This window comes from Megasphaera indica (genome assembly GCF_046614755.1).
GTDB lineage: Bacteria > Bacillota > Negativicutes > Veillonellales > Megasphaeraceae > Megasphaera > Megasphaera intestinihominis.
In genome coordinates, this window is the sequence record NZ_JBKKJR010000016.1 from 38,356 (window position 1) to 58,059 (window position 19,704).

The 19,704-nt window shown below is 54.0% G+C and carries 14 protein-coding genes; 12 read left to right on the forward strand and 2 right to left on the reverse strand.

The window, feature by feature from the left end:
- The first annotated feature begins 17 nt into the window (after positions 1-17).
- Together ACFCTO_RS08730 and pyk are read left to right on the forward strand one after the other, a co-directional pair.
- Positions 18-2,003 carry a M13 family metallopeptidase gene (locus tag ACFCTO_RS08730; RefSeq protein ID WP_499876744.1) on the forward strand — a complete coding sequence of 662 codons (1,986 nt, stop codon included), beginning with the start codon at positions 18-20 and terminating at the stop codon, positions 2,001-2,003.
- A gap of 242 nt (positions 2,004-2,245) precedes the next feature.
- Positions 2,246-3,994, forward strand: a complete 1,749-nt coding sequence (gene pyk, locus ACFCTO_RS08735) for a pyruvate kinase (RefSeq protein WP_294025499.1) — start codon at positions 2,246-2,248, stop codon at positions 3,992-3,994.
- A gap of 114 nt (positions 3,995-4,108) precedes the next feature.
- On the opposite strand, the gene ACFCTO_RS08740 is transcribed toward pyk, so the two are convergent.
- Complete coding sequence (locus ACFCTO_RS08740; RefSeq protein WP_499876745.1) at positions 4,109-5,212, reverse strand: M20/M25/M40 family metallo-hydrolase; 1,104 nt, start codon at positions 5,210-5,212, stop codon at positions 4,109-4,111.
- A gap of 1,350 nt (positions 5,213-6,562) precedes the next feature.
- Here ACFCTO_RS08740 and hcp point away from each other — a divergent pair.
- The 5 genes from hcp (at position 6,563) to ACFCTO_RS08765 (ending at position 11,959) form a co-directional block, all read left to right on the forward strand.
- Complete coding sequence (hcp, locus tag ACFCTO_RS08745) at positions 6,563-8,134, forward strand: hydroxylamine reductase (protein ID WP_499876746.1); 1,572 nt, start codon at positions 6,563-6,565, stop codon at positions 8,132-8,134.
- A gap of 452 nt (positions 8,135-8,586) precedes the next feature.
- The gene (locus tag ACFCTO_RS08750) at positions 8,587-9,069 is read left to right on the forward strand and encodes a peptidylprolyl isomerase (RefSeq protein WP_020311621.1); all 483 of its coding nucleotides are present in this window, start codon (positions 8,587-8,589) and stop codon (positions 9,067-9,069) included.
- 7 nt (positions 9,070-9,076) lie between these two features.
- The gene (locus ACFCTO_RS08755) at positions 9,077-9,346 is read left to right on the forward strand and encodes a GIY-YIG nuclease family protein (protein ID WP_020311622.1); all 270 of its coding nucleotides are present in this window, start codon (positions 9,077-9,079) and stop codon (positions 9,344-9,346) included.
- Positions 9,347-9,351: 5 nt separating this feature from the next.
- Positions 9,352-10,554, forward strand: coding sequence for a M48 family metallopeptidase (locus ACFCTO_RS08760; RefSeq protein WP_292300693.1), 1,203 nt, complete (start codon positions 9,352-9,354; stop codon positions 10,552-10,554).
- Positions 10,547-11,959, forward strand: a complete 1,413-nt coding sequence (locus tag ACFCTO_RS08765; RefSeq protein ID WP_301877531.1) for an SGNH/GDSL hydrolase family protein — start codon at positions 10,547-10,549, stop codon at positions 11,957-11,959. The genes ACFCTO_RS08760 and ACFCTO_RS08765 overlap by 8 nt, the downstream gene beginning before the upstream one ends.
- 215 nt (positions 11,960-12,174) lie before the next feature.
- Here ACFCTO_RS08765 and deoR read toward each other — a convergent pair whose 3' ends face one another.
- Positions 12,175-13,116 (reverse strand): DNA-binding transcriptional repressor DeoR, encoded by a 942-nt coding sequence (gene deoR, locus ACFCTO_RS08770; protein WP_302485371.1) that lies wholly within the window; start codon positions 13,114-13,116, stop codon positions 12,175-12,177.
- 331 nt (positions 13,117-13,447) lie between these two features.
- Between deoR and glpK the strand changes: the two genes are divergently transcribed.
- The 5 genes from glpK to ACFCTO_RS08795 all read left to right on the forward strand — a co-directional run bounded on the left by glpK (position 13,448) and on the right by ACFCTO_RS08795 (position 19,060).
- Positions 13,448-14,953 (forward strand): glycerol kinase GlpK, encoded by a 1,506-nt coding sequence (gene glpK / locus ACFCTO_RS08775; RefSeq protein ID WP_292300962.1) that lies wholly within the window; start codon positions 13,448-13,450, stop codon positions 14,951-14,953.
- Between the two features lie 18 nt (positions 14,954-14,971).
- The gene (locus tag ACFCTO_RS08780) at positions 14,972-15,703 is read left to right on the forward strand and encodes an MIP/aquaporin family protein (protein ID WP_292300959.1); all 732 of its coding nucleotides are present in this window, start codon (positions 14,972-14,974) and stop codon (positions 15,701-15,703) included.
- Positions 15,704-15,958: 255 nt separating this feature from the next.
- The gene (locus ACFCTO_RS08785) at positions 15,959-17,419 is read left to right on the forward strand and encodes an NAD(P)/FAD-dependent oxidoreductase (RefSeq protein ID WP_292262466.1); all 1,461 of its coding nucleotides are present in this window, start codon (positions 15,959-15,961) and stop codon (positions 17,417-17,419) included.
- The gene (locus ACFCTO_RS08790) at positions 17,419-18,687 is read left to right on the forward strand and encodes an NAD(P)/FAD-dependent oxidoreductase (protein WP_292262464.1); all 1,269 of its coding nucleotides are present in this window, start codon (positions 17,419-17,421) and stop codon (positions 18,685-18,687) included. Before ACFCTO_RS08785 ends, ACFCTO_RS08790 begins: the two co-directional genes overlap by 1 nt.
- 1 nt (position 18,688) lies before the next feature.
- Complete coding sequence (locus tag ACFCTO_RS08795; protein ID WP_020311410.1) at positions 18,689-19,060, forward strand: DUF1667 domain-containing protein; 372 nt, start codon at positions 18,689-18,691, stop codon at positions 19,058-19,060.
- The last annotated feature ends 644 nt before the right edge of the window (positions 19,061-19,704 follow it).

Consider the following 19,704-nt stretch of genomic DNA (forward strand, 5'->3'; position numbering starts at 1 on the left):
AGGGAGGAGACATATATATGGAATATAAGGTAAAGACGCGGCTGACGACGATGGTACTGTTGGCGCTCATGGCCTTTGGGTCCGTCCAGGCCAGCGACGCTGTGTCCGAAAAAGATAATTTTTATCAGGCTGTCAATGGCAAGACGTTAGCAGCGCAGCAAATCCGGCCGACGGAAGCTTCATGGTCCTGGTTTTCTGAACGGTCTTTAGAAAATAAGAAAGCCCTGGGCAAGGAACTGGAAACGGTCGCCGCCAAGCAGGGAACTTATGCCAAGGGGACGCCGGAACAGAAAATCGCCGACCTCTACGCCTGCGCCATCGACAATAAACAGCGCAACGCCACGGCCCGCGCCCATCTGCAGGAACTGACCGGTCCCATTGAAAAAGCCCAGACCCTGCCGGAATTGACGGTGGCCTTGCAGGCTGTCAGTGCCAAGACCGGGACGGATATCTTCGTAGGCTACACCGTCGACCGCCTGCCGACGGGCCTGCGTTATGTGCCGCGCATCTTGACGGTGACGCCGTCCTTTACAAAGGATGAATTGGAAAAAGAACCCCAGCCCGGGGCCTGGAAGGCTTATCGGGAATACGTCGCCCATATCCTTGAAGAAGCCGGAGAAACACCGGACCAGGCTGCGGCTCACAGCGAAGCCATCTTCGCCATGGAAAAGGGCCTGGGGCCACACTTGCTGACGAGCGAACAGCGCAATGACGTGACCGTCCAGAACCGCCTGATGTCGCGGGGGAATCTGGAAAAACTCATGCCCAATATGGGCGGCAAGACGGTCTTGACCAACCTGGGCCTGAATAAAGAAAAACAGTTCTTCTTATCGAATCCGGAGTATTTACAGCAGTTCGATGCCCTCTATGTGCCTAAGAATCTCGACCTGCTCAAGAGCTATGCTGTCTATCAGGTCTATAGCGGCTTTGCGCCCAGTGCGGATATCAAATTGCGGGATCTGCAGCGCAATTATGCCCTCCAGCGCTTCGGCATCGCCCAGGCGCGGGATGACAAGGAAACGGCGAGCCGCATGGTCCAGAACATGCTGTCTTACGAATTCGGCCAGATTTATATGAAGAATCACTGTACGGCGGCCATCATCAACGATGTGAAGGCCATGATCAATGAAATCCGCGACGTCTATCAGCAGCGGCTGGAAGCCAATGACTGGCTCAGTCCGGCGACGCGGGTCAAAGCCGTCGACAAGCTCAGCCACCTGCGCGTCTTTGTCGGCGGTCCGGCTGAAGATGACAAACCTATCATCGAAAGTATGCCTGACGTCATTGCCCCACAGGATGGCGGCGATTTGCTGGCCAATGTCATGCACAACGGTGTCCTGGAAAAACAGCAGGTCCATGCGCTATTGGGAACGAATTTTAATCCCGATAAATGGTATGCTTTTGACCCGCAAGATGTCAATGCCGCTTATATCCCGGAAAATAACAGCATCACCATCCCGGCCGGTATCCTGCAGCCGCCGTTCTACGATGCCAAAGCTTCGCGCGGTGCCAATCTGGGCGGCATCGGCGTCGTCATTGGCCATGAGATTTCCCATGCCTTTGACCCGAACGGCAGCAAGTACGACAGCGAAGGCCGCTTGAAGAACTGGTGGAAGGCAAAAGACTATGAAGCTTTCCAGAAATTATCGGCTGCTTTCGGCCCGTATTACGATCGCTATACCCTCGGCAAGGGGCTCCATGAAAATGGCAAGCTCGTCAGCAACGAAGCCATTGCCGACTGCGGCGGCCTGTCGGTTGCGACGGAACTGGCCCATGGCGACCAAGGGATGCTGCGCGATTTATACCGCACCTTTGCCACGGTCTTTGCGACTAAGATGACTGACCAGCTGCTGCTCTACCTGGTCCAGAATGATCCCCATCCGACTGGCGAAGCCCGCGTCAACGGTGCCTTGTCGTCGACGAATGGCTTCTATACGGCCTATGGCATCCAGCCCGGCGACGGCATGTATGTCGAACCGCAGAAGTGCGTCCATTTGTGGTAAAATCTTCGTGGCTAGTGGCTAGTGGCTAGTGGCTAGTGGTTCGTAAGGCCGTCCTGCTGCGGCGGCCTGCGGCCTGCGTCCTCATAAAGTATTTACACAACTAATCCTTGCATTATCGTGGGGAATACGGTACAATCGCAGTGAGCAATAGCCGTATATTGCACTGGTGGGACAAAAAACGTACCACTAGGAACAGAAACGTCAATTGTTACGTGTACGTGAGTAGAAAAGGAGAAATCTGTATGCTGAAAAAAACAAAGATCGTCTGCACCTTAGGCCCCAGTTCCAATACCCCGGAAATTATCGAAAAGATGATTAAAGCCGGCATGAACGTTGCCCGCTTTAATTTCTCCCATGGTTCTCATGAAGAACATAAACAGCGCATCGACATGGTTCGCGCTGCCTCCCAGAAACTGGGTATCCCGGTGGCACTGCTCCTCGACACGAAAGGCCCGGAAATCCGTTTGGGCAAATTTAAAAATGGTTCGATCATGATGGAAGCCGGCAAAGACTTTACCTTGACGGCCCGTGACGTAGAAGGCGATGAAACTATTGCCTCCATGAACTATAAAGAATTACCGCAGGACGTCAAAGCCGGCGACCACATCCTCTTGTCGGACGGCCTGGTCAACTTGGAAGTTGTCAGCGTCGAAGGCGAAGACATCCATACGAAAATCCTCAACAGCGGCAAGATGAGCGACCGCAAACGCGTTGCCGTACCGGGCATTGCCATCAACCTGCCGGCTGTTTCCGATACAGACGCCGACGATATCGAATTCGGCTGCCGCATGAACATGGACTGGATCGCCGCTTCCTTCATCCAGCGCGGCAAAGACGTCCTGACGATCCGCAAGATTTTGGAAAAACACGACAGCCATATGAAGATCATCTCCAAAATCGAATGTCAGGCAGCTGTCAACAACATCGACGACATCATCAAGATGAGCGACGGCATCATGGTCGCCCGCGGTGACCTCGGCGTCGAAGTCCCGGCAGAAGAAGTGCCGATGCTCCAGAAAGTCCTCATCCATAAATGCCAGGCCGCAGGCAAACCGGTCATTACGGCTACGCAGATGCTGGAATCTATGTGCAACAACCCGCGTCCGACCCGTGCCGAAACGAGCGACGTCGCCAACGCCATCCTCGACGGTACCGATGCCATCATGCTCAGCGGTGAAACGGCTGGCGGCCTCTATCCGGTAGAAGCTGTAGAAACCATGGCCCGCGTCGCAACCTTTACGGAAAGCAACTTTACGCCGAAGTCCTATGAAGACGTCGACGCTGAATCGGCTACGACGACGGAATCCATCGGCAAAGCCGTTGTCAAGATCGCCAAAGACCTCCACGCTGCAGCCATCATCGCCTCGACTGAACGCGGCGGCACAGCTCAGATGATTTCTAAATTCCGTCCAGCCTGCCCAATTGTAGCCGTATCGCCGCATGAAGCCATCGTCCGCCGCCTGCAGCTCAACTGGGGCGTCCAGGCTGTCACCGGTAAAGAAGCCAGCGACACCGATGCCGTCGTTGACAATGCTATCTTTGCAGCCCTCGACAACGACCTCATCAAAGCCGGCGACCTCGTCGTCCTCACGGCAGGTGTCCCCGTTGCCAAAGCCGGTTCGACCAATATGATCCGCGTCCAGGTCGTCGGTGACGTCCTCCTCCGCGGTACCGGTATCGGCCGGAATTCGGCTATCGGCAAAGTCTGCATCGCCGAATCGAAAGAAGACCTGGAAAAGAACTTCACCGACGGCTGCATCCTCGTAGTCCGTTCGGCCCGCGCTGATTTCGTCGACTACATGAAACGGGCTAGCGCCATCGTCTCTGAAGAAGCCGGCCTCACCAGCGAATCGGCTATCGTCGCCATCACCCTCGGCATCCCGACCGTCGTCGGCGCTGCCCATGCTGCCGATACCCTGGAAAACGGCGAAGTCGTCACCGTAGACGCCAGCCGTGGCACCATCTTCCGTGGCGAAGCCAACGCACGGTAGGCCTCGCTAAATTTTTTACCATTTGCTAACCACTAACAACTAGCCACAACGGGCCGCCCTTTGGGACGGCCCCTACGATAAAAGGGCTTGTCGCATATGCGACAAGCCCTTTTTTTATACTCCCATGAATTCCAGCATCTGGATCATGCCGGGAGCAAAGGTATCGACGTCCAGCGATTCCTGAAGGGTATGTTCACCGTGGCTGCGGCAGAAGCCAAAGGAAATGGCCGGGATACCCTGGCTCATGGGAACGTTGGCATCGGTGCTGCCGGCAATGCACGGTGTCGGCAGGCCGTGGCGCCGGCGGATGGCTGTGATGCGGTCTGCCAGGGGATTGGTGTCCAGACGGCTGCAGGGCCGTTCGCCGAGCAGCTGGGTTTTGATGTGGACTGTTTCCCCTTCAGCATGGGCCAGGAGGCTTTGAAAAGTTTGGCCCAGCTTGTCCAGTTCATCAGCATTTTCCGAGCGCAAGTCGACAGTGAACACGGCCTTTGCCGCAATGGAATTGACCGTCGTGCCGCCCGTGATGGTGCCGACATTGTACGTCGTCTTTGGCTGGGATGGCACGGACAGTGCATAGAGCTGGCTGATGATGCGGGCCGCTTCGGCAATGGCATTGGACTGGCCGAAATGCATCCAGCTGTGGCCGCCGGCGGCTTCGACGGTGACGGCGTAGCGGCGGGAGCCGACAGCTGTCGTCACAAAAGTATCGAAAGTACAATCGACGGCGACCACTTCGGCAATGCGGCCGTGCCAATCGGCCATGACCTGCCGCATCCCCTTGAGATTGCCCAAGCCTTCTTCGCCGACATCGAAGGCAAAGAGCAGACCCTGCGGCGGCGTGAGCTGTAAATCGTGGAACATTTTGATGATAAATAATAGACCGGCGATACTGGCGCTATTGTCGCTGCACGACGGCGCTGACAAAATGTGACCTGTCTGGCGGATGTGGATTTCCTGCAAATCCTGGAATACCGTATCTATATGAGCGGTGTAAAGGGCGACCTTTTCACCGCTTTTTACATGGCAGGGATAGACCACATTTCCCGCGGCATCACGATACGCCCCGGCGGCGCCCCATTGATGCAAAAGATTCAATATCCATTCGCCCTTGGCCTGTTCATCTCCGGTCGGTGAAGGAATAGAAATAATATCACAAAGCCATTCCATAAAATCACGGCCGTGATTCCGTACGTATTGCTCAATCTTTTCATTCATGATGATGACTCCTCTCTCAGCATGGTAACCTTATTATAGCATGAAGGAGAAAGCAGGTCGCAGTTCGCAGGCCGCCTCGGATTCAGATGCGGCTTCGCCGCGACAGACTCATGAAATGAATGCAGTTCGCAGTTCGCCGCGGTCCTGCGGACCGCAAAAAATACACGGCCAGCGGCCTTGTGCGTAGGGGCTATCCTTTAACCTCTCAGACCGCCTTTGGCGGCCAGCTCCCCTATAAAGGGAGCCTTGTGCAGCCCGTTGTGAGATTTGGACATACCTATTCTTGTATAATGGCAGGCTTTTGCGAGCCACGAATCACGAGCCACGAGCCACTATTTTTTCACGAGCCGAGGGTTACTCGAGGCGATGTCGTCATTCTGAGGCTGTCGCCGCGCAGCGGCCTCTGAGTCCGCGGGGGACGGCGGGCCGCCCGCCGTGAGTTGAGAATTGACAGGATTGGTTGATTTCATTATAATAAATGTAGAAGTTTTGAGTTTGTTCAATTGTAACACGAAAACCCCCAGAGGCGGAATCTCTGGGGGTTTTCTTTTTGTGGTGTTCGACAGGAACACTCTGGGGCTAGTTGCTCATAAGGGTAATAATGGTGTCTAACCACTTGCATAGGTAGTAAGAGACTACGCTAGCCATGACAGCCATCAAAAAGTTTTTGAGTTTGTTCAAGAGTAACACCCCCTTACCCGCTCAGTATAGGGGTGAGCAACGTTGATATTATACCATAAATTGGATTCAGATGCGGCTTCGCCGCGACAAATTCAAACTGACAACGACGCTTCGGGAAACCCTCAGCGCGTAGCGGGCCGCCCGCCGCTGCCATCTGTCCGGGTAACTGTCCTGCATCTGACGGGTCAGAAAGCTCTGGGTCGGCCCCTACGGAATCGCATACAGGCGATGGAAGTAAACGCAGTTTGCAGATTGCAAAAAAATGCACGGCCAACGGCCTTGTGCGTAGGGGCTGTCCTTTAACCTCTCAGACCGCCTTTGGCGGCCAACTCCCCTATAAAGGGAGCCTTGCCCGTTGTGAGATTTGGCCATACCTATTCTTGTATAATGGCAGGCTTTTACGAGCCACGAACCACTATTTTTTCACGAGCCGAGGGTTACTCGAGGCGATGTCGTCATTCTGAGGCTGTCGCCGCGCAGCGGCATTTGAGTCCAAGGCGGCCTGCGGGACGCCCTTTGGGCGTCTCCTACAAAATTTCCCTTTTGGTTGTAAATGCAACAGAAATGTTTCTTTCTTTTTGTTATACTTTAGGTGTACTCGATGAGAGCAGAGAATTACGAATCACCCATTCAATTTATTATATGTATGAAATACAGGAGGTTTTCCCTATGACAAAAGAAAAACAGATGTTTTGTTTCCAGTGTGAACAGACCGCTATGGGTACTGGCTGTACCGGTTGTGCCGGTGTTTGTGGCAAATCGGCTGTTGAAGCCGGCTTGCAGGATGTTTTGACCGGCGCCCTCGTTGGCTTGGCCCGCACCTGTCAGACTGCCGCTCCGACGGCTAAGACCTATCGCACTATCCTCGAAGGCATGTTCACGACCATTACCAACGTCAACTTCAACACGACGACGACCCAGGCTATGATCGATAAAGTTCACGCTGAAGCCGCTGCCCTTTCGTCCACTCCCACAGCTGACTACGATATGAACCAGATGTGGGACGCTGATGAAGATATCCGTTCCCTCAAATCGCTCATCCTCTTTGGTATGCGCGGCATGGCTGCTTATGCTTATCATGCTCTCATGCTCGGCAAATCGAGCGAAGAAGTCGATGCTTTCTTCGTCAAAGGCTTGTCGGCCATCGGCGAAGACTGGGGCATGGATGAACTCCTCCCGATTGTCATGGAAACAGGCAAAGTCAACTTGACCTGCATGGCTCTCCTCGATGAAGCTAATACGTCTACTTATGGTACTCCGGTTCCGACGACGGTTCCTTTGACGGTTGAAAAAGGCCCGTTCATCGTTGTCACCGGCCACGACCTGAAAGACTTGGAACTCCTCCTCAAACAGACTGAAGGCAAAGGCATCAATATCTATACACACGGCGAAATGCTCCCGGCTCACGCTTATCCGGAATTGAAGAAATACAAACACCTCAAAGGCAACTTCGGCACGGCTTGGCAGAACCAGCAGAAAGAATTCGACGGCGTTCCCGGCGCATTCCTGTTCACGACGAACTGCCTCATGCCGCCTCGTAAATCCTACATCGACCGCGTCTTCACGACGGAAGTCGTTTCCTTTGACGGCGTAACTCATATCGGCGAAGACAAAGACTTCACGCCGGTCATCGAAAAAGCCCTGGAACTCGGCGGCTATGCAGAAGACCAGCACTTCACCGGCATCAACGGCGGCAGCACCGTTACGACTGGCTTTGGTCATGGCACGGTCCTCTCCGTTGCTGACAAAGTCATCGACGCTGTCAAAGCCGGCGCTATCAAACACTTCTTCCTCGTCGGCGGTTGCGACGGCGCTCGTCCGGGCCGTAACTACTACACGGAATTCGTTAAACAGACCCCGGCTGATACGGTTGTCCTCACCCTGGCTTGCGGCAAATACCGCTTCAATGACCTCGACCTCGGCACTATCGGCGGCTTGCCGCGCATCATGGATATGGGCCAGTGCAACGACGCATACAGCGCTATCCAGGTAGCTGTCGCTTTGGCAAAAGCCTTCGACTGCGGCGTCAACGATCTGCCCTTGACCCTCGTCCTCTCGTGGTACGAACAGAAAGCTGTCTGCATCCTCTTGACCCTCCTCTCCTTGGGCATCAAGAATATTTACCTCGGCCCGACACTGCCGGCCTTCGTCTCCAAGAATGTCCTCAACTACTTGGTAGAAAACTTCAACATCACTCCGACCAGCACGCCGGAAGCTGACCTCAAAAAGATTTTGGGCTAAACTCAAAAAAGAGGCTGTCGCATGAAGACAGCCTCTTTTTTTTCGCCTGTATGCGATTTCGTAGGGGACATCCTGTCAAGGCGTCCCGCTGTGAATAGTGTGAATGGCCGGAATTTATGACGAGCGGCTAGTAATTTATAAAACCTGCCATCATGCCAGAGTTAGCTGTGGTGGAATCTCGCGGCGGGCCGCCTAGCAACAGCTGTCCGTTTTGGCAACCGTCTTGCGCCTTCCGTTGGTCGGCACCCGATGGGTCAAAAAGGCTTAGGACAGCCCCTACGGAGGCCCAGATTGGGGCGATTTTTACGAGCGAGGGTTACTCGAGGCGGCCTGCGAACGGCGAACTGCGGCCTGCGGGCGCTTTAGCGCCCTAACTACTTGCGGAATTGCCTATTCTACGGTAATATAAACGTATACAATACCTTATTATATATAAACAGGAGGCTGTTACTATGGCGGACAATAAAACATACGCTGTGTTCCAGACGAACCGCGGCGATTTTACGGTAGAACTTTTTGCAGACAAGGCACCGATTACGGTCGAAAATTTTGTGAATTTGGCAAAATCCGGTTTTTATGATGGCACAATTTTCCATCGCATCATTGCTGATTTCATGATTCAAGGCGGCGACCCGACGGGTACGGGATGCGGCGGCTCGAAACAGACGATTCCTGATGAATTCGGTCCGGGCCTCGATTTCAGCGAACCCGGTGTCCTGGCTATGGCCAATGCCGGCCCCAATACGGGCAGTTCCCAGTTCTTCGTGACGGTCGTCCCGACGCCGTGGCTCCAGAATCATCATTCCATTTTCGGCAAGGTCGTCAAGGATTATGACGTCGTCGAAGGCATCAGCAGAGTCAAGACCGATTTTGCCGATAAACCGCTGGAAGATGTTGTCCTGAATACGGTGAAAATCGTCACGGAAGAAGCCTAAGGGCTTCATGTTATATTATACGTATATGGTGCGCTGCGCCGACCAGTCTTTATATACAGGCTGGACGCTGGATGTGCCCCGGCGGGTCGCAGCGCATAATGACGGCAGAGGGGCTAAGTATACCCGTTCCCGTCGCCCTGTAACCCTGGCCTGGTGCCAGGGTTTTCCTACAAAACACGAGGCCATGCATTGGGAATGGCAAATCAAGCAGTGGACGAAAAAGAAGAAGGAGAAGCTCTGCCGGGAACAGCTTTCGCTAACGGATGAGGGAGGATGATAGGGATGAAATTATGGAAAAAATGGCTGACGACTCTCGTTGCCAGCCTGTCTCTCTGCGTGGCGCCTGTCGCCATCGCTTCGGCTGCGTCGACGGCGCAGATCCTGCTCTATGGGGCAGCGACTATGGCTCTGGCCAAACAGCAGCTGCTCCAGATGGACAACAACAATCAGAAGCAGATGTTGGCCAATACGCAGGCCAAGACTGGTGTCGTCGATAATGAAGCCTACAGCGACCGTCTGGAAAATATCCAGCGCAACCTCGTAGCGACGGGCCTCATCAAGCGCAATTACGATGTCTATGCCAACCCGTCGAAAGAGTTGAACGCCTTTGAAACGATTGGCGGCGTCATTTCCGTCAATAAGGGGATGCTCGATGCCCTCAACGACGATGAACTGGCCTTTACCATGTGCCATGAAATGCAGCACGGCGAAAAACGCCATGCCATCAACGGCGTCCTCAAGAGTATCGGTATTTCGACGCTCATCGACGTTTCCCTTGGCGGTAATGCCGACGTCCTCGACATTCTCCTGGGCAGTGTGGCCGTCAATTACATCGACAATGAATTCGTCACTATGGACCAGGAAAAACAGGCCGATGCGACGGGCTTCAATGTCTTCAAGAACACGGCCTACAATGTCGGCGGTGCGGCTTCGTCCATGCAGTACGTTTACGAACAGTACGGCGAACTGTGGCAGGAAGGCTTCAAGCGCGTCATCAGTCCGAATAATCATCCTCAGATGTCGAGCCGTATCGAAAAGCTGGCCGGCCGCATGACCTTGTGGTCGGGCAACCACGTCCAGGTCGGCGGCAACACGGTCTATGTCAATGCCAAACCCGTCGTCACACCGGCTACAGCCGGGACGTATTCGTCGCGGCGCCGGGCTTTCCTGGTAGCGGGCAATCTGGCCCGGGCTACGCATGATGTCTACGGCGAAGCGATGAAAGACGACAAGGTCGTTACGGAAGCGATGAACAAGAAGCAGCCGTCGTGGAACGTAGCGTCCCGCGGTAACGATGTCTATGTCAACGACTTGCGCATCATGACCTGTGCTGACGGTGATGATCAGCCGGCTATCGTCAAGAATATCCAGTCGGCCCTGAAAGCCAAGCCGGCCATGTTGAGCAAGAAGGAAATCCAGAAGCAGAATAAAGCCTGGACCCAGAAGTACGGTTATAAGAAAGATAAGAAGGAGAAGAATGCGTAAACAATTAGCTTTTATCACGGCTCTCATGGCCCTGACCCTGGGGGTCGGCATCTTTGCCGGCGCCCGTCAGTCGACGGACTCCCACGGTGTCGACGTGGCCCTGGAAGAAGCGCGGCAGCATGTAAAGGCCGATAGTGATGACATGCCGGCTTTGCGGGAAAAACCGCATGTCACCCTCCATTATCCGGCGACGGATCCGGCTGATGGCCATCCCATCCTGCGCTGGAGCCGTGTTGACGGGGCTGTCATGTATGATGTGCAGATCTTGAAGAAAGAGGAAGAAAAAGGCGATGACGGAAAGGTCAGTACGTCTTACGAGCCTTTCATGGATGACCAGAAGGCTTATACGACGGGACTGGAACTGGATTTGCCCGATACCTTCCTGGGACAGGTTTTTTACTGGCGCGTCCGCGGTCTCGATTTGAAGGGCCGTCCGGTCAGTGAATTTTCGGATATCGAAGAAGCGCATGTCGATATTTTCCAGCCTTTTACGGAGAAGCCGACGCCCTTGTCCTTTTTCAACCAGGGACCGGGCCAGACCCTGCTCTATCCGGTCTACGACTGGATAGCCGTACCGGGGGCAGCCAAGTATGAAGTAGAAATCCTCAACGATTTGCCGGAAGATCCGAATGGTACGGCGCCGTCGATTCATCGCATCGACAGTTACACACCGCAATATGCTCAGCAGTACGACCAGAAAGCCCGCATGGGCGATAAGCCCTTTTACTGGCGCGTCCTGGCTCTGGATGGGGCAGGCAATCCTATCGGCGGTTATTCCGATGCCCTGCCCTTTGAGCTGGACCCGGCAGCGGAACAGGGCGTCGTCGCTATCTTTGGCGACAGTATCAGCCACGGTGGCGGCAGTATTTCCTATTCGCCGACGGATTGGGACTTCAGTTACGCTTCGTATCTCATGTTCCCGACGATCAACCTGGCCCAGAGCGGCGATACGAGCGCCATGGGCGTCGAACGCTTCGACCGCGACGTCCTGCCCTTCAAGCCGTCGTATGTCATCATCCTCATCGGCTCCAACAGCCTCCGCGCCGGCGTACCGGCCGGTGAAGTCATCAGTGACTTACAGACGTTGAAGGAAAAATGCCTGAGCCATGGTATCAAGCCCGTTTTCCTGACCATTCCGCCGCTCAATCCGGAGAACATCAAGGCTGCCTTCGACCAGGATACGGCCGATGACTGGCGCGGCGCCATTGCCGAAGTCAACGACTACATCGACACGCAGGTCCATATCGACATCACGCCGGGCATGGCCGACAGCCGCGGCGAACTCAAGACCGAACTGGCCCTGGACGGACTCCATCTCGACCCGCCGGGCAAAAAAATGATGGCTGCCGCCATCAATAACGCCTGGGCCAGCATCACCGCCCTGCCCGATAGCGCCTGGGAGTAAGGGAAAGGGCTGATGCCCTTTCCAGTGGTTAGTGGTTCGTTGTTAATAAGCGGGCCGATATCCCAGGTTTGTAGGGGTCGCCGCGTGGGCGACCCGTTAGGATTTGGGGGATTTTTTTAGCAGACTGATTGGAAAATCGTACATATCCCGGAGCGGGCGCCCCACGTGGCGCCCCTACAGAAAAAGGTCCTGTCACTATGTGACAGGACCTTTTTTTACACCTTCTCCAGTAATCGTTTGGCTGTGAACTGGTCGGTGATGAGGACATTGGCGTAGCCTCCTTTTAGGGCCGCCCGGATACTGGCGATTTTGCCTTCGCCGCCGGACAGGAGGATGCTGTATTCTTTGTTGCGCAGGTCATCGAGGGCGATACCGACGGTGCGGTCGTTCAGCTCCTGGCTGGAGATATTTCCTTCTTTATCGAAGAAGCGGGAGCAGATATCGCCGACGGCGTGGCTCTTGAGATAGGCCTTTTCCTGGGCGTCGGCATAGCCCAGACGGAAGAACAAGGCATTGTCGCGGACGGTGCCGACGCTGAATATGGCAATGTTGGCGTTGCGGCCCAGTTCCAGGACGCGCTTGATGTGGCGGTCGCGGTAGACCATTTCCTTGACCTCTTTCGAGTCGAAGAGGACCGGCAGCGGCAGGTACTGGGCGATAGTTTCATAGTTCTTGGCGAATTTTTCCAATATTTCATTGGCAAATGTTTCGCTCGTCGACAAGGTGATGCCCCCTTCGAGCTGGACAATCTGGGCGCCCTTCAGGGGATGGGGGATGAGCTGGTGGGACAGGCTGTGCAGGGTCGTGCCCCAGCCGACGCCGATGATGTCCCCGTCCTGGATGATTTCATTGATATAGGCAGCGCCGCGCTGGCCTATGTATTTCTTGACCTCTTCTTCGTCTTCGATAGGGGCGTTGGCGATGCAGACATCGCGCAGGCCGTAAGCGGCGGCGACTTTTTGGGCCAGCTGGCCCTGGTCTTCGATGGGGTCGAAGATTTCGATGCGCACGAAGCCCATGTCCTTGGCGTACTGTAAAAGCCGCGATACCGACGGACGAGACAGCTGCAGCTCTTTGGCAATCTCGGCCTGGCTGAAGCCCGACTGGTAATACAATTTGGCAGCGCTGATGGCTAGTTTATTCTTATCATGTTGCATAGGAATCCATCCTTAATTATAGAATTATAAAATAGTGTAATCCTCTGACGAAAAAATAGTAGCGAATGCGAGTATATTCTCTTCCATTATCGCATTTTTGTTCATGTAAATGCAAGGTAAAATAGAAAACAAATTCAGAAATATGACCTTTTATGTATACTATATTTTGCATAAAAATTATAACCTGTTTTAAGGCTATACGCAAAGTGAAAATATGTAAATATTTGGTTGAAATAATGTGCTAGGTGATGTATGATGAAATCACAGAAAATCCTCTATGCAGGTAGCGAAAGAAGATACCAGTGTAATTGATGAAAGGAGCAATGTTATTATGCAAGACAAGCAATACGTCATGGCCCTTGATGCCGGCACCACGAGTAATCGCGCTATTATTTTCGACAATGAATCACACATCGTCAGCGTCAGCCAGAAAGAATTCACTCAGTATTTCCCCAAACCGGGCTGGGTAGAACACGACGCCAATGAAATCTTCCACAGCATGGTCGAAGTCATGCGCGAAGCTCTGGCACAGGCCAACATGACGGCTAGCGAAATTTCGGCTATCGGTATCACCAACCAGCGTGAAACGACGGTTGTCTGGGACAAGAATACGGGGGATCCCGTGTACAACGCCATCGTTTGGCAGTCCCGCCAGACCGCACCGATTTGCGAAGACCTCAAAGCCCGCGGCTTAGTCGATGAATTCCGTGACAAGACGGGGTTGGTCATCGATGCCTACTTCTCGGGCACGAAGGTCAAATGGATTTTGGACAACGTCGAAGGCGCCCGGGAAAAAGCCGAAAAAGGCGATCTCCTCTTCGGGACCATCGATTGCTGGCTGGTCTGGAAACTGACTGGCGGTCAAGTCCATATCACCGACTATTCCAACGCATCCCGTACACTTATGTTCAACATCAAAGAACTGAAATGGGATGACCAACTCCTTGAATATTTAACCGTACCGAAATGCATGCTCCCGGAAGTCCGCCCGTCCAGTGAAGTCTATGGCTGCACGGATCCGGCTATCCTCGGCGGTCCGGTCAACATCGCCGGTATCGCTGGTGACCAGCAGGCAGCCCTCTTCGGTCAGACCTGTTATGAACCGGGCATGGCCAAGAACACCTATGGTACAGGCTGCTTCATGCTGATGAACACGGGCACGACTCCGATTCCTTCCAAGAACGGCCTGGTTACGACCATTGCCTGGGGCCTCGACGGCAAAGTCGAATACGCCCTGGAAGGTTCTATCTTCGTCGCCGGCTCGGCTATCCAGTGGCTCCGCGACGGCCTGCGCCTCATCGATACGGCACCGGATTCGGAATGGGTCGCCAAACGCGTTCCCGATTCGGATGGCGTCTATGTCGTACCGGCTTTCGTCGGCCTCGGTGCTCCTTACTGGGATATGGATGCCCGCGGCTTGATTATCGGCATCACGCGCGGCACTAAGAAATCTCACATCGTCCGGGCAACTCTCGATTCCATGGCTTATCAGACGAAAGATGTCCTCGGCGCCATGGAAGCAGACTCTGGCATCAAACTGGCTGCCCTCAAAGTCGACGGCGGAGCTGTTGCCAACAACATGCTCATGCAGTTCCAGGCCGATATCCTCGGCGTTCCTGTCGATCGTCCGCAGGTCATCGAAACGACGGCTCTCGGCGCCGCTTATCTGGCTGGCCTGGCTGTCGGCGTATGGGATTCCAAAGAAGAACTCGTATCGAGCTGGAAACTCCAGAATCGTTTCGAACCGACCATGGATCCTGAAAAAGCAGCAGGGTATTATAAAGGCTGGCGCAAAGCCGTCAAACATGCAATGCACTGGCTTAGTGATGAAGACTAAGAGAGAGGTGCTAGCATCATGATGTTTGACAACTTATTAGGAGAATTTCTTGGGACGATGGTCCTCATCGTCTTCGGGGCCGGCGTCTGCGCCTGCAATACGCTGACTAAATCGAAGGGCCAGAACGGCGGCTGGATTTGTATAACCGCAGCATGGGGGTTCGCCGTAACCCTCGGCGTTTACACGGCAACGACCCTCGGTGCTCCGCAGGGCGACCTGAACCCGGCTGTCACCTTGGGCAAGACGATGATTGGGATTTACAGTGTTCCCCAGTTCTTCGCCACGTCCATCGCTCAGATCCTGGGCGGTATCCTCGGCGCTGCTATCGTCTGGCTGGCTTACCTGCCCCATTGGGCTGAAACAGAAGATAAATCGGCGAAGCTCGGTATCTTCTGCACGGCTCCGGCTATCCGCAACTATCCGGCCAACTTCCTGTGCGAATTCATTGCCACGTTCTTCCTGATGTTCGTTATCTGGATGATCTTCTCCAATAAAGTCGGAGCTATGCCGGCAGGCCTTGGGCCGTACATCGTCGGTATCCTCATCTGGGCTCTGGGCATGAGCCTTGGCGGTCCTACGGGGTACGCCATGAACCCGGCTCGAGACTTAGGTCCGCGCATTGCACATGCTATCCTGCCGATTGCCGGTAAAGGCGGTTCGGACTGGGCTTATGCCTGGGTTCCTGTTTTCGGCCCGCTGGCTGGTGCCTTTGCTGCCTACGTCGTAGCCATGGCTTTACATGTCTTCTAATTTATTTAATATATGGTTTTGGGAAAGGGCTTGTCATTCATCGGCAAGCCCTTTCCTTTACTTAAGTTTATAAATTTTGAACATAATTTCATAGTTAATTGAAGGTAATATTTCTACATTTTCCCATGAAAAAATTGTATAAGTCAAGAAAGTGAAAATATGTAAAAATACTCTTGCAATTATTTTCACAAGCTTATATAATAAGGGCATCAAAGATAGTGATACTTGGTATTTACAGAGAAAGAGGTTGTGAACATGACAAAACAAGCAGATGTCGTCGTAATTGGCGGCGGTATTACCGGCACAGCCATTTTGCACGAATTGGCAAAGTACAATCTTCGTGCAGTCCTGGTTGAACAGGAACCGGAACTGGCTGCCGGCACGACAAAGGCCAACAGTGCCATCCTTCACGCAGGTTTCGATGCGCCTACGGGTAGTATGAAAGCCCGCATGAATGTCGCAGGCAATGCGATGTATCATGAATTGAAAGACGAATTGGATCTGGACATCCGCTGGTCCGGCTCGTATGTAGCCGCCCTCGACGACGAACAGATGGACGTCCTCAAGGAACTCCTCGAACGGGGCAATGCCAATGGCGTTCCCGGACTGAAAATCGTCAGCGGCGATGAAATGCGCAAAGAAGAACCGAATGTCAGCAAGGACATCAAAGGCGCACTCTGGGCTCCGACTGCCGGTATCTGCTGGCCTTTCGGCCTGGCGCTGGCTTTTGCTGAAAATGCCGTCATCAACGGCGCTGAAGTCATCCGTGAATGTCAGGTCACGGGCATTACCGTAGAAGACGGTGCCGTCAAAGCCGTCGAAACGGACAAGGGTACTATCGAAACGAAATACGTCATCAATGCCGCCGGTGTCCATGCCGACGAAATCAGCCGCCTTGCCGGGGACGATACCTTTAAGATCCATCCGCGCCGCGGCGAATACATCCTCTTTGATAAAACGGCTCAGAAAGACCTCGTTTACTCGCCGATTTTCCCGACACCGACGAAAATGGGCAAAGGCATCCTGGTCTGCGCGACGACACATGGCAACGTCTTCGTCGGCCCGAACGCCCAGGATATGCCAGATGAAGAAAAAGACGACACGGCCGTTACCATTCCGGGCATGGACGACATCCTGGACAAAGCCCGCCGTCTGGTCCCGAATATCCCTGTAGGCGCTACGATTACGGAATTTGCCGGTGTCCGCGCCGTATCCAGCACGGGCGACTTCATCCTCGGCCCGTCGGAAAAGACGAAAGGCCTCATCCAGGCTGCCGGCATCCAGTCTCCGGGCCTGACTTCGGCTCCGGCTATCGCCAAATACCTCGTCGACGGCATCGTCGCTGAAACCGGTGCGACAGCCAAGACGGACTATAAGAAAGGCCGTCCGGCTCAGCCCTGCTTCCGCATGATGGCTGAAGCTGACCAGAAAGCCCTCATCGCCAAGGATCCCCGTTATGGCCGCGTCATCTGTCGCTGCGAAACGATTACGGAAGGGGAAATCGTCGATGCCATCCATCGCCCCGTCGGTGCCCGCACCGTCGACGGTGTCAAACGCCGCACGCGTGCCGGCATGGGCCGCTGCCAGGGTGGCTTCTGCGGACCTCGTGTTACACAGATTTTGTCCCGTGAATTGAACATCCCCGTTACGGAAGTACGGAAAGAAATGCGTAATTCTTACATGTTCTACAACAAAGAAAGCGGAGGTAAGGCATAATGGGTGAACAACTTTATGATATTATCATCGTTGGCGGCGGCCCGGCAGGCTTATCCGCTGCCTACAGCGCTTGGCAGAACGGCGCTAAAAAAATTCTCGTCCTCGAGCGTGACCGCGAAGCTGGCGGCATCCTCCAGCAGTGCATCCACAATGGTTTCGGCCTCCATCACTTCAAAGAAGAACTGACCGGCCCGGGCTACGCCCAGCGCTGCTATGACCTGGTCAAGGATAAACCGGAAATCGAAATCCTCGTCGACACCATGGTCCTAAGCGTCAATCCCGACAAGACGGTTACGGCTGTCAGCCCGGCTCACGGCCTGATGAAAGTACAGGGCAAGACGATCATCCTCACCATGGGCTGCCGCGAACGTACACGCGGTGCCATCCGTATCCCCGGTTATCGTCCGGCTGGCGTCTTTACGGCCGGTGCAGCGCAGCGCATGGTCAACATGGAAGGCTATCTGCCCGGTAAGAAAATCGTCATCCTCGGCAGTGGCGACATCGGCCTCATCATGGCCCGCCGCATGACCCTGGAAGGCTGTAAAGTCCAGGCTGTCCTGGAAATCTGCCCCTTCTCGAACGGCTTGACACGTAATATGGTACAATGTCTGTATGACTATGATATTCCTTTGTATCTGTCTCATACCATTACGGCCATCCACGGCAAAGACCGGGTCAACGGCATTACGGCAGCCAAAGTCGACGACCATATGAAACCCATTCCGGGCACGGAATTCGACATCGACTGCGATACGCTGCTCCTGTCCGTCGGCCTGATCCCGGAAAATGAATTGTCCCGCGGCTTGGGGCTGGCTATGCATCCGCTCACCAATGGTCCTATCGTCGACCAGCATCGTGAAACGAGCATCCCCGGCATCTTTGCAGCCGGCAACGTCGTCCACGTCCATGACCTGGTAGACTTCGTATCGGAAGAAGCTGAAATCGCCGGTAAATACGCTGCCCTCAAGGCACAGGAACAGCTGCCGGAAGACGTAGCCGATGTCAAAGTCGAAGCCATCGACGAAGTCCGCACCTGCGTTCCCCAGCACGTCCGCGCTACGGCAGAAGGCGAAACGATCCGCTTGTTCATGCGTGTCCGCAAACCCATGAAGAAAGTCCGCCTCACTGTCAAGAGCGGTGACGATACGCTGCTGACGAAAGTCCTCCCCGTCGCTAAACCGAGTGAAATGATCGCCGTCAACGTACCGGCTGAAAAAGCCAAGGGCCATCATGCGGATTGGACCGTTTCCGTAAAGGAGGAAGCATAACATGAGTGTAGAAACGAAACAACTGAACTGCATCAACTGCCCGCTGGGCTGCCTGCTTACTGTTACCCTGGAAGACGGTAAGATTACCAAGGTCACAGGCAATACGTGCCCGCGCGGTGAAAAATATGCCCATCAGGAATTGACCGACCCGCAGCGCATGCTGACCTCGACGGTCCGCATCGAAGGCGGCGAACTGCCGCTCCTGCCGGTCGTATCCAAGACGACGTTGCCGAAAGGCAAAATCCTCGACTGTGCAGCAGCCCTGCGCAGCGTCGAAGTCAAAGCCCCGGTCCATACAGGCGACGTCATTGTCAAAGATATCCTGGGCCTCGGCGTAGATATCGTGGCCAGCCGCGATATGGGCAAAGAATAAACATCGGTACCAATATTCCCTCTTACATATACCGAAAAGGAGGCTGCCACAAGGCTGCCTCCTTTTCGAGTTTGTAGTATAAAGTTTGCAGTACGAAGTAGTATTTACTTGATTCATTATCGCCTGGTTGCGATTGCGTAGGGGACGTCCTGTCAAGGCGTCCCGCGTGAATCCTGTGTATAGCCGGGATTTATGACAAATGTCACATGGTTGTAAAAGCATGCCATCATAATCGGATGGGCTATGGTGAAATCTCGCAGCGGGCCGCCCTTTGGGACGGCCCCTACGCAGCTAACCACTAGCCACTAACCACTTAAAAGGGGCTGTCGCATTAAGCCATTTTGGCTTCGTGCGACAGCCCCCCTTTTTTTTTATTCTATTTCATCGTTCTATTCTCTTTTTTATCGCTAAACGTAAAAAAGGTACACGAAACAGACCGGCATCCAGTCGGCAAAAAAACATGTACCTTTGCTATGTATATAGTTATTCAAGCACTCTTTTTCACTTTTTTTAAGGAATAAAGGTATGTCCCGAAATTACCGGATTGCAGCTTGTGATGTAAGGTCAAGACATTGTGGGCCATTGCCAGTATGATGCTAGTTGCTAGGGCATTTTCAGTTCCATGGCTCAAAAAACGTCGGAAC